The sequence below is a fragment of the Mycobacterium sp. 3-98 genome (assembly GCF_035918355.1).
Taxonomy (GTDB): Bacteria; Actinomycetota; Actinomycetes; order Mycobacteriales; family Mycobacteriaceae; genus Mycobacterium; species Mycobacterium intracellulare.
This window is the reverse complement of record NZ_CP142360.1, coordinates 4282766-4306078: the sequence shown is the minus strand read 5'-3', so window position 1 is coordinate 4306078 and position 23313 is coordinate 4282766. Positions and strand designations below refer to the sequence as shown.

The 23313-nt window shown below is 62.0% G+C and carries 18 protein-coding genes, 1 tRNA gene and 1 pseudogene; 14 read left to right on the top strand and 6 right to left on the bottom strand.

Annotated features, from left to right (window positions below; all coding sequences use genetic code 11):
• Window positions 1-110 precede the first annotated feature (110 nt).
• Together QGN30_RS20185 and QGN30_RS20180 are read right to left on the bottom strand one after the other, a co-directional pair.
• Complete coding sequence (locus tag QGN30_RS20185) at window positions 111-1244, bottom strand: adenylate/guanylate cyclase domain-containing protein (RefSeq protein WP_042792252.1); 1134 nt, start codon at window positions 1242-1244, stop codon at window positions 111-113.
• A gap of 478 nt (window positions 1245-1722) precedes the next feature.
• A complete protein-coding gene (locus tag QGN30_RS20180; protein WP_042909714.1) occupies window positions 1723-2733 on the bottom strand; it encodes a quinone oxidoreductase family protein in 1011 nt (336 codons plus the stop codon).
• Between the two features lie 114 nt (window positions 2734-2847).
• Here QGN30_RS20180 and QGN30_RS20175 point away from each other — a divergent pair, with 114 nt between their 5' ends.
• On the top strand, window positions 2848-3336 hold the full coding sequence (locus QGN30_RS20175; RefSeq protein ID WP_051473026.1) for a MarR family winged helix-turn-helix transcriptional regulator: 489 nt from the start codon (window positions 2848-2850) through the stop codon (window positions 3334-3336).
• Between the two features lie 9 nt (window positions 3337-3345).
• On the opposite strand, the gene QGN30_RS20170 is transcribed toward QGN30_RS20175, so the two are convergent.
• Complete coding sequence (locus QGN30_RS20170) at window positions 3346-4353, bottom strand: amidohydrolase family protein (RefSeq protein ID WP_134770550.1); 1008 nt, start codon at window positions 4351-4353, stop codon at window positions 3346-3348.
• 132 nt (window positions 4354-4485) lie between these two features.
• Here QGN30_RS20170 and QGN30_RS20165 point away from each other — a divergent pair, with 132 nt between their 5' ends.
• Complete coding sequence (locus QGN30_RS20165) at window positions 4486-5166, top strand: TetR/AcrR family transcriptional regulator (RefSeq protein WP_165576449.1); 681 nt, start codon at window positions 4486-4488, stop codon at window positions 5164-5166.
• Here the strand turns inward: QGN30_RS20165 and QGN30_RS20160 are convergent, their stop codons facing one another.
• Complete coding sequence (locus QGN30_RS20160) at window positions 5167-6045, bottom strand: fumarylacetoacetate hydrolase family protein (RefSeq protein WP_082278470.1); 879 nt, start codon at window positions 6043-6045, stop codon at window positions 5167-5169.
• Window positions 6046-6206: 161 nt separating this feature from the next.
• Between QGN30_RS20160 and QGN30_RS20155 the strand changes: the two genes are divergently transcribed.
• The 11 genes and pseudogenes from QGN30_RS20155 (at window position 6207) to QGN30_RS20105 (ending at window position 20171) form a co-directional block, all read left to right on the top strand.
• Entirely contained in the window at window positions 6207-6776 is a 570-nt protein-coding gene (locus tag QGN30_RS20155; RefSeq protein ID WP_042792254.1) for a VOC family protein, read from the top strand.
• An 11-nt stretch (window positions 6777-6787) separates the two neighbouring features.
• A complete protein-coding gene (locus QGN30_RS20150; protein ID WP_042792255.1) occupies window positions 6788-7222 on the top strand; it encodes an SgcJ/EcaC family oxidoreductase in 435 nt (144 codons plus the stop codon).
• A gap of 63 nt (window positions 7223-7285) precedes the next feature.
• On the top strand, window positions 7286-9022 hold the full coding sequence (locus QGN30_RS20145) for an FAD-dependent monooxygenase (protein WP_042792256.1): 1737 nt from the start codon (window positions 7286-7288) through the stop codon (window positions 9020-9022).
• 71 nt (window positions 9023-9093) lie between these two features.
• Entirely contained in the window at window positions 9094-9540 is a 447-nt protein-coding gene (locus QGN30_RS20140; protein ID WP_082278471.1) for a YceI family protein, read from the top strand.
• The gene (locus QGN30_RS20135; protein ID WP_248923574.1) at window positions 9533-13018 is read left to right on the top strand and encodes an indolepyruvate ferredoxin oxidoreductase family protein; all 3486 of its coding nucleotides are present in this window, start codon (window positions 9533-9535) and stop codon (window positions 13016-13018) included. Before QGN30_RS20140 ends, QGN30_RS20135 begins: the two co-directional genes overlap by 8 nt.
• Window positions 13015-14640, top strand: a complete 1626-nt coding sequence (gene fadD8 / locus QGN30_RS20130) for a fatty-acid--CoA ligase FadD8 (protein ID WP_051473029.1) — start codon at window positions 13015-13017, stop codon at window positions 14638-14640. The genes QGN30_RS20135 and fadD8 overlap by 4 nt, the downstream gene beginning before the upstream one ends.
• Before the next feature lie 14 nt (window positions 14641-14654).
• Entirely contained in the window at window positions 14655-16145 is a 1491-nt protein-coding gene (locus QGN30_RS20125; RefSeq protein WP_042792257.1) for an aldehyde dehydrogenase family protein, read from the top strand.
• Window positions 16139-16366: pseudogene (locus QGN30_RS20120) on the top strand (ABC transporter permease); the annotation flags it as partial. The gene QGN30_RS20125 and the pseudogene QGN30_RS20120, both read left to right, overlap by 7 nt.
• Before the next feature lie 5 nt (window positions 16367-16371).
• Entirely contained in the window at window positions 16372-17679 is a 1308-nt protein-coding gene (locus QGN30_RS20115; protein WP_248923575.1) for an MCE family protein, read from the top strand.
• A 320-nt stretch (window positions 17680-17999) separates the two neighbouring features.
• Window positions 18000-18899, top strand: coding sequence for an SDR family NAD(P)-dependent oxidoreductase (locus tag QGN30_RS20110; protein WP_082278472.1), 900 nt, complete (start codon window positions 18000-18002; stop codon window positions 18897-18899).
• A 105-nt stretch (window positions 18900-19004) separates the two neighbouring features.
• The gene (locus QGN30_RS20105; RefSeq protein WP_042792259.1) at window positions 19005-20171 is read left to right on the top strand and encodes an acyl-CoA dehydrogenase; all 1167 of its coding nucleotides are present in this window, start codon (window positions 19005-19007) and stop codon (window positions 20169-20171) included.
• A gap of 340 nt (window positions 20172-20511) precedes the next feature.
• On the opposite strand, the gene QGN30_RS20100 is transcribed toward QGN30_RS20105, so the two are convergent.
• Together QGN30_RS20100 and QGN30_RS20095 are read right to left on the bottom strand one after the other, a co-directional pair.
• On the bottom strand, window positions 20512-21399 hold the full coding sequence (locus QGN30_RS20100; protein WP_042792260.1) for a hypothetical protein: 888 nt from the start codon (window positions 21397-21399) through the stop codon (window positions 20512-20514).
• A 304-nt stretch (window positions 21400-21703) separates the two neighbouring features.
• Window positions 21704-21777 (bottom strand) — tRNA-Arg (locus QGN30_RS20095).
• Between the two features lie 186 nt (window positions 21778-21963).
• Between QGN30_RS20095 and QGN30_RS20090 the strand changes: the two genes are divergently transcribed.
• On the top strand, window positions 21964-23211 hold the full coding sequence (locus QGN30_RS20090; protein WP_009955409.1) for an alpha/beta hydrolase: 1248 nt from the start codon (window positions 21964-21966) through the stop codon (window positions 23209-23211).
• Window positions 23212-23313 lie beyond the last annotated feature (102 nt).

Genomic DNA, 23313 nt, shown 5'->3' with positions numbered 1-23313 from the left:
AAGGTCGTTCGCCAAGCGAGCTCGCGTAGTTGCCTCCGACCGCGGCAACTAGACGGCAATTGCAGGGCCTCGACACGGGACGGACTAGTCCGAGGGCTCCCGAGGGTTCGTTACGACTTCGTGCCTTGGCCGGTCGACCGTCGTGCCTGAAACAGCCTCGTTCGGCCTCGGACGCCCTTGAGTCGTGGTGCTCCGATAAAAGACCACGCGAACGTCTCCGCATCGCCGACCGCGTCTTGCGCAGATCCTGCTACCAGCACAGAGCCCGGTAGGGCAACCTGTGTGACGCGGCTGGCAACATTGACTGGACTGCCGAACCAGTCCCGGGCGCGGCTCACCGCCCAGCCCGACGCAATACCGATCCGCAGTGCCGGCAGGGTCTTGTCGCGGTCGGCCGCGTCCGACAATTCCAGCATCGCGTCGATCAACTTTGCAGGATCCGGACAGACCAGCATCACCGCGTCGCCGATCGTCTTAACCAATCGCACTGGGGGGTTGACGATTTCGCGTGCCAAATCAGCCAGCCGTTCAACCAGTCGGACCAGTTCCTCCGGCGGCACAGCCTCGCCCAGGCGAGTGAATCCAACCATGTCAGCGAACGCGACGGCAAGGTGACGAGCCCCGGGGAGCGCCGTGCCTTCCGCGCGTTCGTTGGCGTTGAGCTCTTCACCTTCCACTGCGCGGCGCAGCTGTACGAACAGGATGTCGCAAATCATCGGTCCTAGGAGCGGTGCGATCTGGCGCGTTAACGCCTCGTGCGCTTTGGCAACCTGAAGCTCGGTGATTCCGGGATACAGGACCGCCGACATCGCGCCGTATCGCATTGCCGGGACCGCGCGCGAAAGCCCCTCAGCGATCCTGCGAACAATTAAGACCACGCGGTCGGGATCGAGACCAATTTCAATAAGCTGCTGCTGGCGTGCCGCGGCCTCAACATCCGCGCTCAGGTAGACAGCCGCATCTGGATCGTCCATCCGGGGCAGCCCTAATGCCCGCATGATGCGCTGCAGCAGCTCCATGTTGACGCCGTGAGCTTCGCTGATTGCGCGGGCCGACACGCGGCTGCCGTCATCGCCCAGCGCCCGGCGTGCCGGCAGCAGCATCGGAGCGGCCTCACTTCGGATCTGCTCGACGTCAAAGCCTCGCTCCAGTAGCCAGGCGATGAGTTCAGACCGCTCGATGCGGATGCTGTCGTCCAAACCCTCCAATAGGCCCGTTTCCTCTATTGCGTCGATATCGCTCACCGCGTCATCATCGTTCGTGTCGCAGAGGGCTACCTACAGAACGCTGTTCGGATTTTTCACCGAGTACGAGGGCACTCGGTAAAGACCCGGACGCCGCCTATGTGGCCGCGGTCTGACAGCGCTCTGCCGAGACGTAATGAACCTTAAAACCATAGCATCACACCACATTTCATGCGTAGTGCCGACCGAAGGTTGCCAACCGACTATCCCAAGTTCCGGTATTATCTGCGCGCCTGAGATCGGCTAGCTAGGTTTTCTGGTCAGTCGAGCTGGCGCAGCCGCAGGCGAAGTTGCAACAGATCCAGCCACGCAGATAGGTGACCGTGGATGTTCTAGATCGCCTGCGCTGTCCCTGTGCATCGTCGAGTTCGTTGACCTCCTGGGCAGTTCACGCTTTTGAATGCAGACAAGTGGGTGGCGACTCCGCGTTAGCCGCAGGGCGGCCCAGGTAAACCACCGGCCGCCGAGCGGATTACGATCAGGGTTTGAGAATGAGCTTGCCTATCGATGAACCGCTTTCGAGAAGGCGATGTGCTTCAGCCGCATCGGTCAGCGGCATGGTGTGGATCTTGGGACCGGTGATCCTGCCCTCGGCGACCCAGCCGATCAGCCGCCCCAGACCGCCGATCGCCGTTTCAGGGCGCCGCGCAAACCACACGCCGAGGTTGAACCCAGTGAGCGACTGTCCGGGTGCGGGGTCGTAGATCAGGGGAATCAGGGCGTCACCATCAAGGTGATGCCCTTCTAAACCGGCGACCGCTCCATAGGTGATCAGCCGACCGAAGGGTGCGAGCGCTGCCAGCGTTGTCGGGATGTGCTTCGGGCCGATCATCTCCAAGGCCACGTCGACGCCCTTGCCGTCGGTCAACTCGCGAACCTGATCAGGCCAATTCTGGTGGTGGTAGTCGATGGCGTGGTGAGCGCCCTTGTTTCGGGCGATTTCACGTTTCGCCGGCGTTGATGCACCAGCGATGATCGTCTTGGCGCCGAGCGCTTTTGCGATCTGGACGGCATAGCTGCCCACCCCGCCGGCGGCAGCCGGGATGAATACAGTCTCCCCGTCGGTAAGTTTGGCCGCTTCAGTCAGGATCAGTGTCGCGGTCAATCCGACAGCCAACAGACCGGCCGCCAGATCGAGATCAACTCCAGGGGGGAGCGGGATCACATTGGTCTGCTGCGCCAGTGCCAACTCCGCGTAGCCACCGTTGGCATAGTGTCCTACTGTGCCGAATACGGGTGCCCCGATCTCGTACCCTACGACGCCGTCGCCGACGCTGGCGATGGTGCCGGCCACTTCGATCCCTGGAGTGAATGGCATTGGCGTAGGGTCGGGATACCGATCGCCACGCCGACGTGCGACGTCGGCGAAATTCACCGCAGCCGACTGGACGTGGATTACCACCTCGCCGGCTGCCGGAACCGGGTCCGGGAGTTCGACGTACTTCAGCACGTCGGCCGCACCGGTCTCGGTCATCTGGATTGCCTTCATGGTCATACTCCTCTTCGTGTTAATAGTCCACTCTGGTGGCTAGCCACAGATATTATGTGGCTAGCCACGTACTTAGCCAACGTTCGTCGCGAGTCATTCATTCCAGGAGGTACGGTGCGGACGAATCAGTCACCCATCGAGGCCATTCGGCGTGCCGACACGGTGAAGCGAGCGCCGATCGCATTCGGCATGTTCGCGATGTTCCGCGCATTTCACGGATACGGAGCTGAGTTGCTTCTCGATCTGGGCTTGCATCCCGGGCAAGAGCTCATCCTGATGCAGCTCTACGACCGGGATGGTCAGAATCAGACAGAGCTGCAACAGGCTCTCGGCCTGGATCATTCGACGATCTCCCGGGCTATCAAACGCATGCAGCAAAGCGATCTGGTCGCCCGGGCGGCTTCCGATACCGATCGCCGCGCCAAAGAGGTGTGGCTGACCGACAAGGGCGCCGCGTTGCGCAAGCCTCTTGAACGGCTGTGGATGTCGCTCGAACATTGTGCCGAAGAAGCCGTTCCGCCTAGTAGGCGCGCCGAATTCATAAAGACGGTCAACAAACTCGAGCAGACGTATGGGTCCGCACGCCGCACTCGAGAGCGCTAGCAGTCAAGCTCAAATTCGCATCAGCTCCTCTGCGTTGCGGTGACCGATCGCATGGCGCTGGTCGTCGGTGAGGTCGGCTTGAATTAGGAAGTCCGACACATCCTCGCGCACGAGGTAGGGGAAATCTTCGGAGTGAATGATCCGATCGGCTCCGACTTCGGCCAGCATGAAGTTCAGCTGATTGTGGGAGTACATGCCTGATGGCGTCACCCAAACGTGGTCGCGGTAATAGTCACTCACCCTGCGCTCGAGATATTTGGTCTTCGCAAAGGTCCCGTCGAGGCGGTCGAGCCATCCCGCCGCGAACTCGCCCCAGTGGCCGCTCAACAGCTTCAGATTCGGGTGACGGTCCAGCGCTCCCGACAGGATGAGTCGCAGTACATGGATGCCTGCTTCCATATGCCAGCCGAAGGCATGGGTTGCAAACGTGAAATGCACTGCCGCCGGCCAATTTCCGGCGTAGTAGTTCGGCGATGCGGGATTTCCTGGCATGCCTGGGTGAACATAGATCGGGAGATCCACCTCTTCGGCGGCGGCCAGGACCGGGTCGAAGCGCGTGTCATCGAGGAAGCGTCCACCGCAGGCGCCCGTGATCAAGGTTCCCACGAAACCGAGTTCGTTCACACATCGCTTCATCTCGTCAGCCGCCGCGACTGGATCGTGCAGGGGTATGGTGGCGAACCCGCGAAACCGCGTGGGATGCTCTGAAATCTGCTGGGCAAGACGGTCGTTCACCCGACGGCAGAGATCGACTGCCTCGGGCCGGTCAAGGTTGTTGGGACTGAAAGCTCCATGCGACACAACCTGGACGTCGATTCCAACCTTGTCCATATGGGCAAGCCGTCTTCCGCCGAGCAGCTCGGCGGAATCCTGGTCGGGTAGGAACTCTTCTTGGATGAACGTGGCGAAGCCGTCATCAGGGGCCACCGGCAACGGTCCCGATAACGCCAGCACTTCGGCGCTGACCTCAGGATGGTGGAAGTGCTCCTCGACAGTGATGACTCGCAGCGCTTTCATGGTTGATAGGATAATCAAGAATATTGATTATGCAAACAACCATTCCGGGAGCTGGCCTTCGCTTGCATGCCAAACTGTCGCCGCGCCCTCGGCTCTGCCATTCTGAGAAGGCCTGAACCGAGGAGGAGATCGATGTCAGCTGCATCGTCACGGAGCGGCCGCGGCGGCAAACTGGCAAAGTCGACAGAACCGTCGCAGCGCGGCACCGCAACCCGAGACGCGATCTTGGAGACTGCCATCGACTGTTTCGCGCGCTCTGGCTACGAAGGCACCTCCATGTCCGCCGTGGCGCGCAGCGCCGGCGTCGCGCAACCGCTGATGCACTATTACTTCACGTCGAAGGATGATCTCTGGCGAGCCGCGATCAGCAAGGCGTTCAGCGAGATGCTGGTGCAGCAAGAACTCAATCACGAACTCCAGGAGCTAGACCCGATATCGGCATTACAGGTGCTAATCCGACGGCACATCTCCTTCCTCACCAGACATCCCAATGTCGCGCCACTGCTTGCGAGCGAATCCCAATTCGCGACGGACCGGGTGAACTGGCTGTGCGACACCTACATCGCGCCCCTCGAGGAGCACCTGGCGAAGTTAATCAAGCTCGGACAGCAGGAGGGCCGCATCCGCGACGACCTTCCGATCCCATTCGTGGCACGCTTCATCATCGGCAGCGCGACGGCGTTCTTCATGACCGGTGCATTGATGCAGCGGATGTACGGTATCGACACCACGGACGCCACCGCCGTGGAGACCTACACGCGGACCACGATCGACCTGACGCTGGAAGGCCTGTTGAATACCGGGCAGGGTTGATCACGGTGCCGCGACCGGGTCGCCGATCGAGTGGTACGCGACCACCCGGTTACTTAGCGTCCCGATACCCTCGACCTCGATTTCGACGACGTCGCCCGGCGTCAGGAAGCGGCCAGCCGCCGCCCCGACCCCAGACGGTGTGCCCGTGCAGATCAGATCTCCCGGTAGCAATGTGACCATCCGCGAGACCGCCGACACGAGTGTGGGGACGTCGAAGATCAAGTCGGTTGTCCTGCACTGTTGTTGAATCTCTCCGTTCACTGTGGTCGTCAGGCCGATATCCAGTGGTAGGGAGAACGAATCCGTCGTCACGACCGCGGGGCCGATCGGCTTGAACGTGTCCATTGCCTTCGAGAAACCAAGGCCTGCCGATCCGGCTTCGCTCAGAGCGGCCGCCTGTAAATCTCGCGCGGACACGTCGTTGGCACACGTCAACCCGCCGACGAAATTCCAGGCGTCTTCGACTGGCACGTTGTAGGCGGCGCGTCCGATCACCACACCGACCTCGCCTTCGTAGTCGACATAGTCCGGCGCCGCCGGCGGAAGGATGATCGGGTCGCCCGGCCCAACCACTGGTCCACCGTCAACGCAGAAGAACGTCGGCTCAGCGGGAATCTCGGCACCGGTCTCTGCGGCATGGGCGCGATAGTTGAGCCCCACCACGACTACGCGGCACGGTTTATCAACTGGCGCAAGCAAATCGACTTCATCGAATGTGGTGCGTGCTCTGACGGGCGCCGTCAAAGCGCACTCAAGGCCCGCTTTGAACAGGGCCGCAACATCCGGATAGGGCAGGTCGAGCAACAGCAAGCCGTCCCCGTCGTTGCGAGCGAGTCCTTGAGACGTTCTGTAGAGGTGCATGTCGTCCTTGCCTTCCAAGCGAGTCCAGATGGGCGGCTTTCTGCGACGCAACCCTCTCCGGGCCTTGACGCAGATATCGATGCCCCCTAGATTGATAGATCTATCAGAAAAAATGATACAGTAAACAAATTCCACACAGAACAGGAGGCCGCGTGCCAGAGGACGCTCCACCGCAACCCGTGGGGGCCAACGCACCCATCCGTCCCGCACGGCTCGCTCACGTCGTTTTGCGGACGAGGCAATACGAGGCAATGGTCACTTGGTACAAGACGGTGCTGTGTGCTTGGTCGACCTTCGAAGCCCCAGGGGCCCTTTGCTTTCTGACCTATGACGACGAGCACCACCGCATCGCGGTCGCCAACGTCCCGACGTTGGCGGAACGCCCAGCCATGGCCGTCGGTCTCGAGCACATAGCGTTCACCTACGCCACACTCGGAGATCTCGTAGCGACCTACGAGAGGCTGAAGGCACTGGGGGTCGAACCGTACTGGACGATCAATCACGGCCCGACAATTTCGTTTTACTACCGCGACCCAGACAACAATCAGATCGAACTGCAGGTCGACAACTTCGCCACGATCGAAGCGACCAACGCCTTTCTCGCCGCAGAATTTCCCAAGAATCCCATTGGTGTAGAGATCGACCCCGGTGACTTCGTGCGCAGATTTCACGAGGGGGCGCCCGAATCCGAGCTGCGCAAGCGGCCCGGTACCGGACCGGTCAGGCTCGACGCCGTCCGCACGATGTGAGGAGTAACCGTATGCGCGCCGACCTTAACCCCGGCATCGACGACGAAACGCGCCGCGCGATCGAGGCTCTGTCCACCGAATACTCGTGGCTCGTCGACCATGGGTACGCCGACCAAGCGGCAGACCTGTTCACCGATGACGCAGTCCTGTCGGCCGGGGGAAGTGAGGTCAGCGGGATCGCAGGCATTCGCCGCCATTTGGAGGAGCGGGCGCAAAATCGCGACATCCGGTCTCGCCATGTCGTGACCAACGTCCGGTTGCGCAGTGAAAGTCCCGACCAGGTACGCGGGACGACCATCATGACGATCTACCGAAGTATCGGCGAATCCGTCCGGCCTCAGTTGATCGTCGGCGACGTCGAGGACCTGTACCGACTCGGAGCCGACGGACGTTGGCGGCTGGCTCAACGCAAGCTTGTGCCAGCTTTTCTCATCAACGAACTCTAGCGCCGACGATCGGCCCAAAACCTATATATCCATGCTATTTCGGCGTCTCAAAAGGAGATTGCGGTGGCGCACTTTGATGTACCCGTACTAATCGTTGGCGGCGGCGGTACCGGTCTGATGGCATCAATTATGTTGTCAGACTACGGAATTGACCACGTATTGCTAGAGCGCCACGGTTCGACGTCGGAACTTCCCAAAGCGCATTATCTGAATCCGCGCACCATGGAGATCTTCCGGCAGTTCGGCATCGCCGATGCGGTCTACGCACAAGGCATCCCGCTCGAACACATGTCAAAGGTCGAGTGGCGCACAACGCTGACCGGCGCGGGCCCATTCGACGGCAGACAACTCTTCGAGATGGAGTGCTTCGGCGCCGGCGGCTCCACGGCAGAGTACCGGCGCAATTCTGTATGCCCGCCCACGAATCTCCCGCAACTGCGCCTCGAGCCAGTGTTGCGTGCTGCAGCGCAGTCCCGTAACGCAGGCGCGGTGAAGTTCGGGCACGAGCTGGTGAACTTGACCCACGACGATCAGGGCGTCAACGCATCGGTGCGCGAGCTCGACAGCGGCGAAATCCACTCCGTACACGCGGAATATGTGGTCGGCGCCGATGGTGGCAAGACGCTCGGTCAACTTCTCGGAATAGAAATGGTGGGTCCGTCCAAGATCTTCGAGACGATCACTGCGCACATCTGTGCAGATCTCTCGCCATGGTGGAACGAGGGCGTCATCATCTCCCACTTCCTGCCGAGCGGTGGACGCTTGGTTCCGATGGGACCGACCTGGGGGCCGAGTTCGCAGGAGTGGACGGCGCACTTCGCCGTACTTCCTGGCGAACCCGTGCCCGACGACGTGGCGATCGTGTCGAAAATCGGCGAGTTGATCGGGGCCGACGTCGACATCGCGGTGAAGAAGATCAGCCACTGGTGGGCCGAGTCCGTGATCGCGGAGCGCTATCAGGACGGTCGCATTTTCCTGGTTGGCGATTCCGCTCATCGTCTCCCGCCAACGACCGGCCTCGGTCTCAACACCGGTATCCAGGACGTGCATAACCTCGCCTGGAAACTCGCCACTGTCATTCGAGGGGACGCGCCGCCACGGCTCCTGGACAGCTATACAAGCGAACGTCAGCCGGTCGGCCTGCGCAATGTTGAGTGGGCCATGTTCGCCGCGCAGAACCACCTCGCAATTGATGCCGGATTTGGGCTCATCCCGTTTCCGTTACCACCCGGAGTTGACGAACTGATCGTCAGCGGATTCTTCGCCGACGGTCTGGTTGGGGAGGCGCGACGGGCGCGCTTCCGCACAGTCGTCGCGACGCAGTGCATCGAATTCTGCGCACAAGAACTCGAGATGGGCTTTGCGTATGCGAGCGGGGCGCTGATACCGGACGGGGCCACTCCATCCACCGGTGACCCTCTCGGTCAGGTCTACCGTCCTACGACTCGCCCTGGCCATCGACTGCCCCATGCCTGGCTGGAGCACGCCGGCAAGCGGTCGTCAACCCATGACCTCGTCGGCGCCGGTGATGCCATCGCACTGATCACGGGCAGGCGTGGCGGCGCATGGGTCGCGGCCGCCGTAGAGGTGGCTGAGAAGCTGGCCGTCAACATCGCGACAGCGCAAATAGGCACAACTCACCGCGACGTTGACGGCCAATGGGAGGCCGTGCGCGAAATTGCCGAGGACGGTGTGGTGCTCGTCCGCCCCGACAACCACGTTGCGTGGCGCAGCTCGTCACACGACGACCAGCCTGGCTTGGTGCTCGCCGCAGCTGTTGAAGAGGTCCTCGCACGGTGACCGGTAAACGGTCCGCCGCGCCTGACGCGAGGGAAACGCGGTGGCGCGTCGAGCCAGCAGGAACTGAGATTATGTTCGAAGCACGCTGGATGTTCGGGATATGCACGGCCACAGGCGTTTTCGAACGATGCGATGGCTGGGCACTGCTACCAGGCAATGGCTCACTGGTCGGCGAACTGAGCATCGACTCATCAAGCGTGAACACGGGCAATCGGCTACGGGATCACGATCTGCAGAAAAAGCTCTTTCTCGACTCGAGGAACTATCCGGTCATTACGCTCACTTCGGGTGACGTCACTATCGCGGGTCGGTCGATCGCGGGCGCTGGACACCTTACGGTCCGCGATCGAAGTGTCGAGGTTCCTGTCTGCGGAACAGCTTGCGTCGACGCCGACCGCTTGATCCTCAAAGGCAGTGCCACTCTTGACGTCCGGCGGTTCGGGTGGCCCACGGCCTTCGGCTATATCCGGCGTTCGCTCATCGTCAACGCTGCGGTGTCACTGGTGCGTCATGGATAACATGGTGTACAAACCCTTGGGCCAGAGGCTGTCGACCAGGCGCGCGGAGAATCTGGACGACCGCTATCTACTTTCCGACGGTGTCGTTTACCTCACCGGTATTCAGGCACTAGTGCGCATGCTCCGCGACCGCGCCGTTGTCGATGCGCACCGCGGGCTTCGGTCGGCAAGCTTCGTGGCCGGATATGAAGGATCCCCGCTCGCCGGTTACGACATAGAGTTGGCGCGGCGGCTCAAGCTCTTCGCCGATGTCGAGATCGTTCACCGGCCGGCTGTCAACGAGGAACTCGCCGCCACGGCCGTCGCTGGGACGCAACTCGCGCGTCAGGCTGGATCCTTGCGGCCTGAGGGCATTACCGGATATTGGTACGGCAAATCGCCGGGCCTGGACCGTGCCTCCGACGCCATCCGGCACGCCAACCTGATCGGCACTGATCCCGCCGGTGGCGCCGTAGCCCTCATTGGAGACGATCCAGCAGGAAAATCCTCGACCTACCCGTGTTCGTCCGAAGCGGCCATCGCCGATCTATACCTGCCGACTCTGTACCCCGCTGATTCTCAAGACATTCTGGATTACGGGGTCCACGCGGCTTTTCTCTCACGGTTCACGGGGACGTGGTCGGCACTAAAAATCACCACGGCTGTCGCCGACGGCGCGAGTACCGTCGTCGTCCACCCTGATCGCATAGATCCGACGATCGCGGATTTCGAGGTAAGCCGGCATAGGCCCTCCGCCATGCTGATCGGCACGAACCTCGCTGCACTCGAAGACAGTCTGATCACCCAGCGTTTCCCGCGGGCCCTGGACTACGCACGAGCCAATGGACTCAACGTCATCACCGAGGCGACCAGTGACGACCGCATTGGCATCATCGCGACAGGCAAGACCTACCTCGACGTCCGCGAGGCGCTGTCGGGGCTGGGACTGGGAGATTCAGCAAGCTTGGCTCGTCATGGCATCAGGCTGATCAAGCTGGGCATGGTGAATCCTGTCGATCCGCTGATCGTCCGCCGTTTCGCGATCGGTCTCGAAGAGATCATCGTGGTCGAAGAGAAGCGCCCTTTCATCGAGGTCGCGGTCAAGGAAGTCCTCTACCGGCATGCGCATGCTCCGGTCGTGGTCGGAAAGACCGACCACGCCGGCCAATCGCTCTTCTCGCCATCCGGTGAGCTCGACGTGGACCGAGTGATGGCAGGTTTAGCGCGCAGGCTCGGCGGGTTCCACCACATCGAACCGGCGGTGCGATGGACCGAACGATCACGGCCACCCGCTCGTATCGAATTGCCGGTGATTGCGCGCACACCTTACTTCTGTTCGGGCTGCCCACATAACAGCTCAACCCGCACCGACAAGGAGACCTTGGTCGGAGCCGGTATCGGATGTCACGGCCTAGTCATGGTTATGAACGAGGAGCAGGCCGGAAACGTCCTTGGCGTCACTCAAATGGGGGGTGAAGGCGCGCAGTGGATCGGCATGGAACCGTTCATCGACCGAGACCATCTCGTGCAGAACATCGGGGACGGCACCTTCATGCACTCCGGCAGCCTTGCGGTGCGTGCTGCGGTCGCCTCTGGCATCAACATCACCTATCGACTGCTGTACAACTCCGCTGTCGCGATGACCGGGGGGCAGGCCCCCGCCGGGGCAATGCCGCTGGCTCGCCTGATTGATTCTTTGTGGGCGGAAGGGGTTTCCGACATCGTCGTCACCACTGACGATGTCCGGCGAACCCGCAAGCAGGCTCGGCTTGGGCGTGATGTCACCGTTAAGAGTCGTGACGAGCTCGAAAGGGAGCAGGCCCGCTTGGCATCCGTCAAAGGGGTCACCGTGCTGATACACGATCAGGAGTGCGCGGCGGAGAAGCGTCGAAAGCGCAAGCGTGGCTTGATGTCAACACCTGATGAGCGCGTCGTTATCAACCAGCGCATCTGCGAAGGCTGCGGCGACTGTGGCGTCCAATCGAATTGTCTGTCCGTCAGACCCGTACAGACAGAATTCGGCCGCAAGACCGAAATACACCAGTCTTCATGCAATCTCGACTTCTCATGCCTAAACGGTGACTGTCCTTCTTTCGTCACCGTCATTCCAGATGAGCACATGAATCCAGGAGTGACCCCGACAGCTGACGTCATCGAAGCCGACTCGATTCCTTTACCACCCGGCGCCCCGCCGGCAGAAGCACAGATACGCATCGTAGGAATCGGCGGCACCGGAATCGTCACCATCGCACAACTTCTGGCGACCGCAGCTGCCATGGAGGGAAAGCATGTACGCAGCCTCGATCAGACCGGGCTGGCGCAGAAGGGGGGCGCCGTCATTTCCGATCTCAAGATCTCGGCGGATCACTACATACGCCCGGGCAAGCTCAGTGAAGAGTCCTGCGACCTCTACCTGGTGTCTGATCCTTTGTCAGGCACCGACCCCACGAATCTGCGGGTGCTGTCTCGGCGGCGGACTGTGTCGGTCGTATCTTCTGCACAGATCCCGACCGGTCATATGGTGATCGACACATCGCTGGAGTTTCCAGACTTCGCCGACATGCATACGGCGATCGCACAACGAAGTAGCCGCACCGTGTCGCTGAATGCCGACCAACTGGCGCGCGAAGTGCTCGGAGATGAGCGGTTCAGCAACGTCCTCATGCTGGGTGCAGCGTTCCAGACCGGCCGATTGCCCGTGTCGAGCGAAGCCATCGAACGCGCCATCGACGTCAACGGCATTGACATCGACCGCAACCATCAGGCGTTCCGCGTGGGCCGGTGGCAGGCGGCGAAGGCAATGTCGGTCCGTGATGCTGATAACGGTGCATTGACTGACACCCACAGCCAGGCCTACCAGAACACGTCCGAGGTTGACCTGCAACGCCTCATCGATGCCCGAGTTGCCGATCTCGTTGATTACCAAAGCGTCCAATACGCCGAGATCTATCAAAAGCAGATCGAGCAGGTGCGGGAGGCGGAGCGCCACATCTCACAAGACTCGACGGAGTTGGCCGAGGCTGCAGCACTCTACCTCTACAAGCTGATGGCCTATAAGGACGAATACGAAGTCGCCAGGCTCGCACTTGATCCCGTGTTCAAGTCGGAACTCGCGCGGCAGTTTGGTGCGAGCAGCAAGGCTTACGTTCACTTGCACCCGCCACTGCTTCGCGCCTTGGGTATGCGAAACAAGCTTCGACTGGGTCGTTGGTTCACCGTTGCCTTTCATGTACTGAAGGCGATGCGGCGACTACGCGGGACTTCATTGGACCTGTTCGGTTACACCAGAATTCGTCGGTTGGAACGTGGCCTTGTCGAGGAGTACATCACGATCCTGCGGACGGTGACCGCCGCGTTGACGACCCGCAATCATGCCACTGCCGTGGCGATAGCAAAGCTTCCGGACGGAATTCGCGGCTACGAACAGGTCAAACTTGACAACGTTGACCGCTATCGCAGGCAGGTCGCCGCGCTCCTGGAGGAGTTCGATTCGCAATGAAACCAGACTCCCTGCACCAGCCCAACCACAATGGACACCTGCTCATCGAGGCTCTGCGTCGACACGCGGATACACCGGTACTCTCGTGTCAACTCACCAGCCGGACCGGAGGCCAGTTAAGCGACGAAATCAGCAGGTACATACAAGCATCCGAATCGCTAGGCGCTGGGTCCAACTCATCCGTGGCAGTGCTTGCGCGCAATCGCCCTGAGGTACTGATCGACATCGCCGCCATGCACATCCGCGGCTATCGGCGCGTGGCGTTGCATCCTCTTGGCTCACTGGACGACCACGCCTACATCCTCGAAGACGCCGGCGTCACAACGCTGCTGATCGAACCCACGCCTATCTATGTTCAGCGCGCACTGACACTCATCGATCGCGTCGAATCACTGCGTCAAATTCTGACGTTTGGTCCGGTGCCATCGGAGCTGTCAAACGTCGCAACAGACATCGTCGCCCATGCGGCGCTGTTCCGATCGGAGCCTCTGGTTGCTGCTTCGTTGCCACCTCGCCACGTCACCAGCCTGGTATATACCGGGGGCACCACAGGATGCCCGAAGGGCGTACAGCTCACGGCGCAAAGCTATTTCACGATGACGACGATACAGCTGGCCGAATGGGAATGGCCCGACCGTCCTCAGTTCCTCAGTTGTACGCCGCTCTCGCATGCCGGGGCTGCCTTTGTAACCCCAGTGATGGTCAAGGGCGGAACGCTATTTCTATTACCGAAGTTCGATGTGGCAGACGTGTTGGAGACCATCGAGAAGAAGCGGATCACGGCCATGATGCTCGTTCCGTCGATGATCTATGCGCTCCTGGATCACCCTGATTTGCGTACCCGCGATGTGTCGTCGCTCGAGACCATCTACTACGGCGCCTCAGCAATCAACCCCACACGGCTAGATGAGGCGATCGATCGTTTCGGACCGAAATTTGCTCAGTTTTATGGCCAATCCGAAGCTCCCATGGCTATCACCTACCTACCCATGGACAAACACCAGGGCCGGCGGCGCACGTCTTGTGGGCGGCCAACACAGTTCTCTCGATGCGCGATTCTGGGTGAAGACGGCGAACCGGTACGGCAAGGCGAGGTAGGCGAAATTTGCGTCAGAGGGCCGCTACTCAGTGACGGTTACTGGAATCAGCCCCAGATAACCCAGGACACCTTCCGTGATGGCTGGCTTCACACGGGAGACCTCGCTCATGAAGATCAGGACGGGTATTGGTACATCGTGGACCGGATCAAAGACATGATCGTCACCGGTGGATTCAACGTCTTTCCGCGGGAAGTCGAAGACGTCGTCTCCGAACATCCCGCGGTGGAACAGGTTTGCGTCGTTGGAACGCCAGATGATAAGTGGGGCGAAGCTGTGACCGCGGTGATCGTGCTGCGTTCGTCCGCTCACCGTGACGACGGGTTCATCAACGTACTCACGTCCGAGATCCAGGCAGCTGTCCGTGATCGGAAGGGGCCGGTGCACTCACCGAAGCGCGTCGTGGTGATGGACGCCATACCGTTGACCGGGTTGGGAAAGCCAGACAAGAAGGCTATACGCAGAGTCCTCGAAAGCGCGACGCCGGCAAAGCAATTCGCTAACAACGCACCGTGTGAACGATGATAGGAGTACACGAAATGAGCACGCTCGACATCGCGACGAGCCCGGTCGTTCCCGCCCGGCATTGGATTAACTCGCAATGGACCGAATCCGCAAAAATTGGGCAATCGATCAATCCGTCGACCGGCGAGGTGGTCGGCCATTACCAAGATGGAGGCACCGATGAGGCGGCAGCCGCCATAACAGCAGCGAGTGCAGCTTTCGCGGCAGGGGAGTGGGCCCGCGATGTAAACCTACGGGCGCGGGCCATATCTCAGATCGCCGACGGGGTGGAGGCAAGAAGTCACGAACTCGCGGCGATGACGAGCCAAGAGAACGGCATGCTGCTGTGGCAGACGATGTTCCAGGTCGCCACTGCGGTTCAGTGGCTGCGCTACAACGCCGCAGCGTGCCTCATCAGCTCTGATGTGGGGCGTCACGCGGACATCGGCTCCGATGTGCACTTTCGCTCCAGTCCTGAGCCGCTCGGAGTTGCAGCGATCATCGCACCGTGGAACGGGCCGATCACCCTGACCGCCAGAGCGCTGGGGCCGGCATTGGCCGCGGGATGCACAGCGGTCGTCAAGATGCCAGCCCAGACAGCACTGACCAACAACCTCTTCGCCGAGATTGTCGCGCAGTGCTCGGCAGTTCCAACCGGAGTGGTGAACATCTTCACGGAGTCGGGCAGTCAGGGCGCGGAGCTAATGGTGAGCTCTCCGGAAGTGGCGGTGATCAGCTACACGGGAAGTACGGCGGTTGGCCGGAAGATCGTTGAAGCGAGCGCGACCACCCTCAAGAGACTCAACCTCGAGTTGGGCGGAAAGACTCCGCTGATTCTTCTCGACGATGCCGACCTCGACGCGGCAATCCCGACCGTGGTATCTGCCGCAACGATGTCCAACGGCCAGTTCTGCGTCACCGGGTCACGGGTACTCGTGCACCGCGAGATCGCCGACGACGTCCGTACTCGACTCAGCGCGGCATTGGCCGCGGTACAGCCCGGCCCAAGCGATGACCCCGCCAGCCAGATTGGCCCACTCATAGACAAGGCCAGCGCTGAGCGTCTCGACCGACTGGTAGACGCCGCCCTCGAGTATGCGGTGCCATTGGTCCGCGGCGGACTGATCACCGACGGCCCACTGGCGGCCGGAGCGTTCTACCGACCCGCCCTGCTCGAAGTCGAGCGCCTCGATGCCCCGGTGGTCCAAGAGGAACTATTCGGACCCGTGCAGACATTCGAAGTATTCGATTCCGACGCTGAGGCTGTTCACCGGGCAAATGCGACCGAATATGGTTTGGGTGCAGCAGTATTCACCCGCAACCCCGGTCGTGCCCGCGCCATCGGCCGCGACCTGCAGTCCGCCGGAGTGTGGATCAATACGTGGGGACTGCTGAATGAGAAGTTCGAGCAGGGCGGATATAAGTCCAGCAGCAATGGGGGTTATCTCTGCGGGCCGCGCGCACTCGAGCAGTTCCAACAGATCAAGGTGTATGGGGAATTGACTTCCGCACAGTCCAGGTGGTGACCGATATCGCGTCGGCCGCCGCGGTGGGTGCGGGCGGCGGCGCCGGGTTGGGCGCGATACGCATCGGCGACGAAATCGCGGCTCTGGAAGTGATGGGCATCAAGTCGATTTCGTTCGTGGCGACCATCCGGAGTTTCTCGCTGGTGTCGGTGCAGGTTGTTGTGTTGGCCGCCGCGTTGGCGTTTTATGGCGTCAACCCCAACTTCGCGCTCACGGTGTAACCGCCATGTCAGCGCCGATCCAGACCAACGCCGCCCGGACCCCCCCGTACAAGTGGGTCGGGCTGGCGGCGCTGGTGATCGCGGCGCTGGTCTTAGGGTTCGTCTACGGGCAGTTCCGGGGCGACTTCACCCCCAAGACCAACCTGACGATGCTGGCCGCGCGGGCCGGGTTGGTGATGGATCCGGGGTCGAAGGTGACCTATAACGGGGTGGAGATCGGCCGGGTCGGCAGCATCGCGGAGACGGTGCGTGATGGCAAGCCGGCGGCGAAGTTCACGCTCGAGGTCTATCCGCGGTATTTGGCGTTGATTCCGTCGAATGTGAATGCCGATATCAAGGCGACGACGGTGTTCGGCGGTAAGTATGTGTCGTTGACGACGCCGGCGCATCCGTCGCCGCAGAAGATTTCGCCGCACACGGTGCTGGATGCGCGTTCGGTGACCACCGAGATCAACACGCTGTTTCAGACGATCACCTCGATCGCGCAGAAGGTCGATCCGGTCAAGTTGAATTTGACGTTGAGCGCGGCGGCGCAGTCGCTGGCGGGGTTGGGGGAGAAGTTCGGGCAGTCGGTGGTGAATGCGAACGCGGTTTTGGATGAGGTGAATCCGCGGATGCCGCAGGCGCGCAAGGATATTCAACGGTTGGCGGCGTTGGGGGATACCTATGCGGATGCGTCGCCGGATTTGTTCGACTTTTTGAGTGATGCGGTGGTGACCTCGCGCACGATCAACGCGCAGCAAAAGGATTTGGATCAGGCGTTGTTGTCGGCGGCCGGGTTCGGTAACACGGGTGCGGATTTGTTCACCAAGGGTGGGCCGTATCTGGCGCGTGGGGCCGCCGATCTGGTGCCCACGGCCCAACTACTCGACACCTACAGCCCCGAAATCTATTGCACCATTCGAAATTTCCACGACGTCGAACCCAAGATCTATGCGGCAAACGGCGGCACGAACGGCTATTCCAGCCAAGCCAACACCGAGCTCCTATCGGGTGCGGGGCTTCTACTGTCCCTCCCCGGACTCGCCACGACCGCAGCCACGATGGGTGTTGGCGGCGCGGTGGGTTTGGTCGGTGGGGCGCCCAACCCCTACATCTGGCCCGAGAACCTGCCCCGGGTGAACGCCCGCGGCGGCCCCGGCGGCGCCCCCGGCTGCTGGCAGGAGATCACCCGGGACCTGTGGCCCGCGCCCGAACTGGTCATGGACACCGGCAACAGCATCGCGCCGTACAACCACCTCGACACCGGATCGCCGTACGCGATCGAGTACGTCTGGGGCCGCCAGATAGGGGATAACACGATCAACCCATGACAATCACATATGAAACACGAAGGCTGATGCAGAATGTCGAACCGCGAACTTGCTACGACGGTCAACGTACCGCGCAATCGAAAGGGCGCTACACACCGCGTTGTCTGGATCAAAACGTGTGGGGTGCTGAGCGAGAAGCTCGAAGACGGCGGGTCAAAGGGCAGCGCGTGTGAATCCTACGAAACTCGCGTAACGGAACGGGTTCCAGCAGATCAAGGTCTACTGCGAGCCCGGCACCGACTTCGGAGTTTGGCCACAGGACCCCATCAAGCTGCAGGCCTACCCGATTGAACAACGACATTCAAAGGAGTTGAAGCTAAATGGATCTGCGGGACAAGGTGGCAGTACTAACTGCAGCTGGTGCGGGAATAGGGCGCTCGGTCGCAAAGAGGTTTGGGCACCTAGGCGCTCATGTGGTCGTATCCGATCGCGACAGTGCCGCCGCCAAGACCGTAGCCGACGACATTGTTGCGGACGGCGGCAAGGCAATTGGCGTAACATGTGATGTTTCGATCGATGAAGACATCGCTTCGTTAGCCAACGCGGCGGAGCAAATCGGGCCCATCGAAGTGCTCTTCAACAACGCCGGCGTGGCCGTTGGGGGCCCGATCGGCAAAATTCCACTCGATGACTGGCGCTGGGTTTTCGAGGTCAACGTGCTAGGGCAAGTTCGCGCGATTAACGCGTTCCTCCCGGGCATGGCCCATCGCGGGTCGGGCTTGATCATCAACACGTCGTCCAGCCTCGCACTGTTCCCTGAGGCTCCCTTGCTTCTACCGTATATCTGTTCCAAGGCAGGGATTTTCGGGTTCACCGAAGCACTAACTTTGATGTGCGCGCCGCTGGGTGTCCGGGTAATGGTGCTCGCCCCTCACATCACGGAGACCAACTTTCTGTTCAGTGCTCGACTGAGTGGGATCGATCCCGAGCAGGCAATGAAGGCACTGCCACTATCGGAGCTGCAACCGCCTGAGGCGGTAGCCGATGCGCTGTTTCGTGCGATAGAGACAGGCCAATTCCTCGCCACCAATGCTCCACACGCTGACTCGTTACTGTTGGATCGAGCAGCCGAAGGCTTCGAACCGAAAGTTCGGTCGTGTCCTAGTTTGGCCGACCCGATCGCAGGCATGGCTAGGTTGCTCGCTGGGGCGCGGAACCCTGAGCCCACGACCGACGCACGTGACTCGCTCAGCATCCGAGACAACCGGTCCAGGCCATGACTCCCGCACGCGCTCTTCACGTCGATAGGTAGCGCTGGTCAGGCGACAGCGCCCAAACGCAAAGCGACAGCTCTGCAGTCTCACATACTTAGAAAGAAGATCGCCATGACCACGACAAGCTGGCCACCTTTTGATTTGTTCCAGTTGCCCGAGGAACACACCGAATTGCGGGCGGCGATCCGGGCGCTGGCCGAAAAAGAGATCGCCCCGCACGCCGCCGACGTCGACGAGAATGCCCGCTTCCCGCAGGAGGCGTTGGAGGCCCTGAACGCCTCGGGGTTCAACGCCGTGCACGTGCCCGAGGAGTACGGCGGGCAGGGCGCTGACTCGGTGGCGGCGTGCATCGTCATCGAGGAGGTCGCCCGCGTCGACGCGTCGGCGTCGCTGATTCCCGCGGTCAACAAGCTGGGCACGATGGGGCTGATCCTGCGCGGCTCCGACGAGCTGAAAAAGCAGGTGCTGCCCTCGATCGCGGACGGCTCGGCGATGGCGTCCTACGCGCTGTCCGAGCGCGAGGCCGGCAGCGACGCCGGATCGATGCGGACCCGGGCCAAGGCCGACGGGGACGACTGGATCCTCAACGGCGCCAAGTGCTGGATCACCAACGGGGGCCAGTCGAGCTGGTACACGGTGATGGCGGTGACCGATCCGGACAAGGGCGCCAATGGGATTTCGTCGTTCATGGTGCACAAGGACGACGAGGGATTCAGCGTCGGGCCCAAGGAAAAGAAGCTGGGTATCAAGGGTTCGCCGACCACCGAGTTGTACTTCGAGAACTGCCGCATTCCGGGTGATCGGATCATCGGCGAGCCGGGCACCGGGTTCAAGACGGCGCTCGCGACGCTGGATCACACCCGGCCCACCATCGGCGCGCAGGCGGTCGGCATCGCCCAGGGCGCGCTGGACGCGGCGATCGCCTACACCAAGGACCGCAAGCAGTTCGCGCAGTCGATCAGCAGCTTTCAGGCGGTGCAGTTCATGCTCGCCGACATGGCGATGAAGGTGGAGTCGGCCCGGCTGATGGTGTACCACGCCGCCGCCCGCGCCGAACGCGGCGAATCGCATCTGGGCTTCATCTCCGCGGCGTCGAAGTGCCTGGCCTCCGACGTCGCGATGGAGGTCACCACGGACGCGGTGCAACTGTTCGGCGGCGCCGGCTACACCGTCGATTTCCCCGTCGAGCGGATGATGCGCGACGCCAAGATCACCCAGATCTATGAGGGCACCAATCAGATTCAGCGCGTGGTGATGTCGCGGGCGCTACTGCGCTAATGGCGATAACGTAGTTGTCTCGTCGTTCGACCCGGGCGCGCTGCAACTTCTAGTTGGTTGAGGCAGCCGCAGCCGCAGGCGGCGGTGCAACCGTTGGGCGACGACCGTCGCAAGCCACGTGGCGTCGGATCACACGGCTAAATTGGCGCATGCTCCCCGTGACCGGAGATCGTCGTTTGCCCGCATCGGCGCTGGTCATCTAGGGCACGCGGATCTCGCGGTGACGATGGCGGTGTACGCCGACCACATCCCCGAGAGCCCACCGCGAACACCTTGCCGGCGCCGCCGCGCCCGGTAGCTCCGGCGACGAACGTGGTCAGTTTGGTTGGCTAGCAGCCGGTTACGGCTGCACTTTGCCGGTCTCGAACCAACCGACGAGCGTAACGGCGAGCAGCACCGCCGTCTCTGCCTCTTCCTGGGTGACGTCATCCGGTAGAGGCGATGCTTGCAATCCGCCGTGTCGGTCGTACTGCCCCCACCAAAGCTGCTTCAGGTTATAGAGCAGGACGTCGTGCGAGGTCGTGCCGCCCGGCTCTTCACGAAGATGTGGAAGCCTGAATTTCCCGCCCTGCTCGATGCGCTGGTTCACCTTGCCGAGCGTGGGGCTGGGATCGTTCGGAATGACCACTGGCGCGCTGGCGTCCTCCACAGCCTTGACGGCGAAGCGGTACGCCTCCGACGGATTTGGGTTCATGCCGAACGCGGCCTCCCACGCTTCTGCGAGGCGCTTTCCAGCTCTGCCGTGGTGAACAGTGGCCTCTGCTGCATCTACAACACCATGCGGAAGCCGCTGCACGAGACCAGGTTTACCCGCCCTGGTGCCTACCCTCCAACCGGACCCGGATTCGATTAGCCGTTCCTCCAGCGCCTCAAGAAGGCTGTGATCTTCAGGCAGGTCCGACATCAGGAAGTCCACGAACGTCAGAAGGGCCGCTGGTCCGACTTTTTTGTAGTGCTTCCGCAAGGCATCGGGACCGCTGTCGACGTGGTATTCCTCCAAGGATGGCAACTCGGCGTGAAGCTTGCGCTCCGCCCTGCGAAGTAGGTCTACTCTGAGGAATCGATCGCTGTTGTAGCTGCGCCCGATGAGGTCGGCGTCGATCCAGTCCCAAAGGGACTGTTGGAAATAGTGCGGTATCTCGGTCCATGGCGCCGTAAAGGTGGCCACCTGGTTGCCATCAACGCCTAGGGGTAGCCACTGTTCGTCTGTGTCGTCAGTCGTTGTCATAGTGCAGAGTCATTCTCGGCGGTGATCCTGGGCTGCAGGACGCCGCCAGTATGTTCGAATAGCGTGCCGGCCATGTTATGGCCCTAGGCCGACGCACAAGGGGCGCGACACGCCGAGCCACATCCCCCACTTGGGGTGCAATTCTGCTCCAATATTTGGCCGGTGTGACAGGTGGGGATGATGTGGTCCTGTTATGCCGGGCGCCCTCGCCGAATAATCGCCCGCTCGCCGGGGTAACGCCGGGGCGACCCACGGTGCGCGGCCGACCCAGTGGCCGCCACGCCAACTACCAGCCACCGCTCCGTGCCCCCGGCAGGATTCGAACCTGCGACCTAGGGATTAGAAGGCCCTTGCTCTATCCACCTGAGCTACGGAGGCAATGTGCAGGTCAGTCTATCCAACCGCACCCCCCGGCCCGATTCCCCGCCGCCACGCGCACGAAAAGCCTTCCCGCGCCGCGTTTATCGGTTATCGTGATGGACCTCGACACACGTACAACATCGGCCGGCAATCGGCCGTTAACCGCAGCGAGGCGTGTGCCTGACGTCGAGAGGTGACGTTGTCATGAGCGTGGCCAGTGACCTGACTTCGCGCTGTTCGTGGGCCGGCGCCCAGGCATCACGCCTGGCGGCCGACGCCAAAGTCGCCTATCGGGCCGGCAGCCTGCTGCTGCGAGGCGGCCCACTCGCGCTGGGCTTTTTCACCGGCTGGCTCTTCACCGAGTTCCCGCCGCACGTCGTCACCGGTCATGCGCTGTCGCGGGTCGCGCATCCGTCGATCGGACGGGTCGGCAAGACGTTGGCCGCCCAGCGGGCGGATCAAACCCTCACCACCGCGCTCGAGGAGGCCTTCGGCCCCGGCTTCCGTGAACAGGTATGCCACCCGACCACCGTCGGGACCGTATGTGCCCCCCGCAGTGGCCTGTTGGGCAGGCCCGGGCCCCACCGCCGGTATGCGGCACAGACTTCCGACATCTCCTACGGCCCCCGCGGCCGCGACAACCTGCTCGACATCTGGCGGCGCGACGACCTGGCCCCCGGGTGCAGGGCGCCCGTGCTCATCCAGGTGCCGGGCGGAGCATGGGCGCTGAACGGCAGGCGCCCGCAGGCCTACACGCTGATGAGCCGCATGGTTCAACTGGGCTGGATCTGCGTGTCGATCGACTACAGCAAGAGCCCGCGCAGCGCCTTCCCCGCGCATCTCATCGACGTCAAGCGGGCGATCGCATGGGTCCGGGAGAACATCGCCGACTACGGCGGCGACCCCGACTTCATCGCGATCACCGGCGGGTCCGCGGGCGGGCACCTGGCCTCCCTGGCGGCGCTCACCCCGAACGACCCAGATTTTCAGCCCGGTTTCGAAGACGCCGACACCACCGTCCAAGCGGTCGCCCCCTACTACGGCGTCTACGACTTCACCGACTTCGACAACATGCACGAACTGATGCTGCCGTTCCTGGAGCAGTTCGTCGTGAAGGCCCGCTACGCCGACGAGCCGGAGCGGTTCACCGCGGCGTCGCCGATTTCCTATGTGCACCCCGACGCGCCGCCGTTCTTCGTGCTGCACGGCGAGAAAGACGAACTGGTTCCCAGTGGCCAGGCCCGCGCCTTCTGCGCGGCGCTGCGCGGGGCCGGTGCCGCCACGGTGGCGCACGCCGAACTCGCCAACGCCCATCACGCTTTCGACATCACCCCGACGGTTCGGTCGCGGCTGGCCGCCGACGCGGTCGCCGACTTCCTGGGTGTCGTCTACGGGCGGCGCGTCAGCTCGGTCCTGGATTCGCTGCCGCTGTCGGCCACTTCCGCCAGCTGACGGCCGGCTGAGCGCGCGCTGCAGTCCTCGCATCTCCTTTCACCAGCGGGGTAACCCGACTAGCGTTGTGGTGACCATCAGGGTTCGCGGACCAAGGCGGGA

What these genes read in the sequence shown, in the direction of transcription:
- QGN30_RS20180 (WP_042909714.1), bottom strand. Translation starts at nt 2,733, where the DNA reads ATGAAGGCAATCCAGATGACCGAGACCGGTGCGGCCGACGTGCTGAAG.
- QGN30_RS20170 (WP_134770550.1), bottom strand. Translation starts at nt 4,353, where the DNA reads ATGAAAGCGCTGCGAGTCATCACTGTCGAGGAGCACTTCCACCATCCT.
- QGN30_RS20165 (WP_165576449.1), top strand. Translation starts at nt 4,486, where the DNA reads ATGTCAGCTGCATCGTCACGGAGCGGCCGCGGCGGCAAACTGGCAAAG.
- QGN30_RS20150 (WP_042792255.1), top strand. Translation starts at nt 6,788, where the DNA reads ATGCGCGCCGACCTTAACCCCGGCATCGACGACGAAACGCGCCGCGCG.
- QGN30_RS20140 (WP_082278471.1), top strand. Translation starts at nt 9,094, where the DNA reads ATGTTCGAAGCACGCTGGATGTTCGGGATATGCACGGCCACAGGCGTT.
- QGN30_RS20135 (WP_248923574.1), top strand. Translation starts at nt 9,533, where the DNA reads ATGGATAACATGGTGTACAAACCCTTGGGCCAGAGGCTGTCGACCAGG.
- fadD8 (WP_051473029.1), top strand. Translation starts at nt 13,015, where the DNA reads ATGAAACCAGACTCCCTGCACCAGCCCAACCACAATGGACACCTGCTC.
- QGN30_RS20125 (WP_042792257.1), top strand. Translation starts at nt 14,655, where the DNA reads ATGAGCACGCTCGACATCGCGACGAGCCCGGTCGTTCCCGCCCGGCAT.
- QGN30_RS20115 (WP_248923575.1), top strand. Translation starts at nt 16,372, where the DNA reads ATGTCAGCGCCGATCCAGACCAACGCCGCCCGGACCCCCCCGTACAAG.
- QGN30_RS20110 (WP_082278472.1), top strand. Translation starts at nt 18,000, where the DNA reads ATGGATCTGCGGGACAAGGTGGCAGTACTAACTGCAGCTGGTGCGGGA.
- QGN30_RS20105 (WP_042792259.1), top strand. Translation starts at nt 19,005, where the DNA reads ATGACCACGACAAGCTGGCCACCTTTTGATTTGTTCCAGTTGCCCGAG.
- QGN30_RS20100 (WP_042792260.1), bottom strand. Translation starts at nt 21,399, where the DNA reads ATGACAACGACTGACGACACAGACGAACAGTGGCTACCCCTAGGCGTT.
- QGN30_RS20090 (WP_009955409.1), top strand. Translation starts at nt 21,964, where the DNA reads ATGAGCGTGGCCAGTGACCTGACTTCGCGCTGTTCGTGGGCCGGCGCC.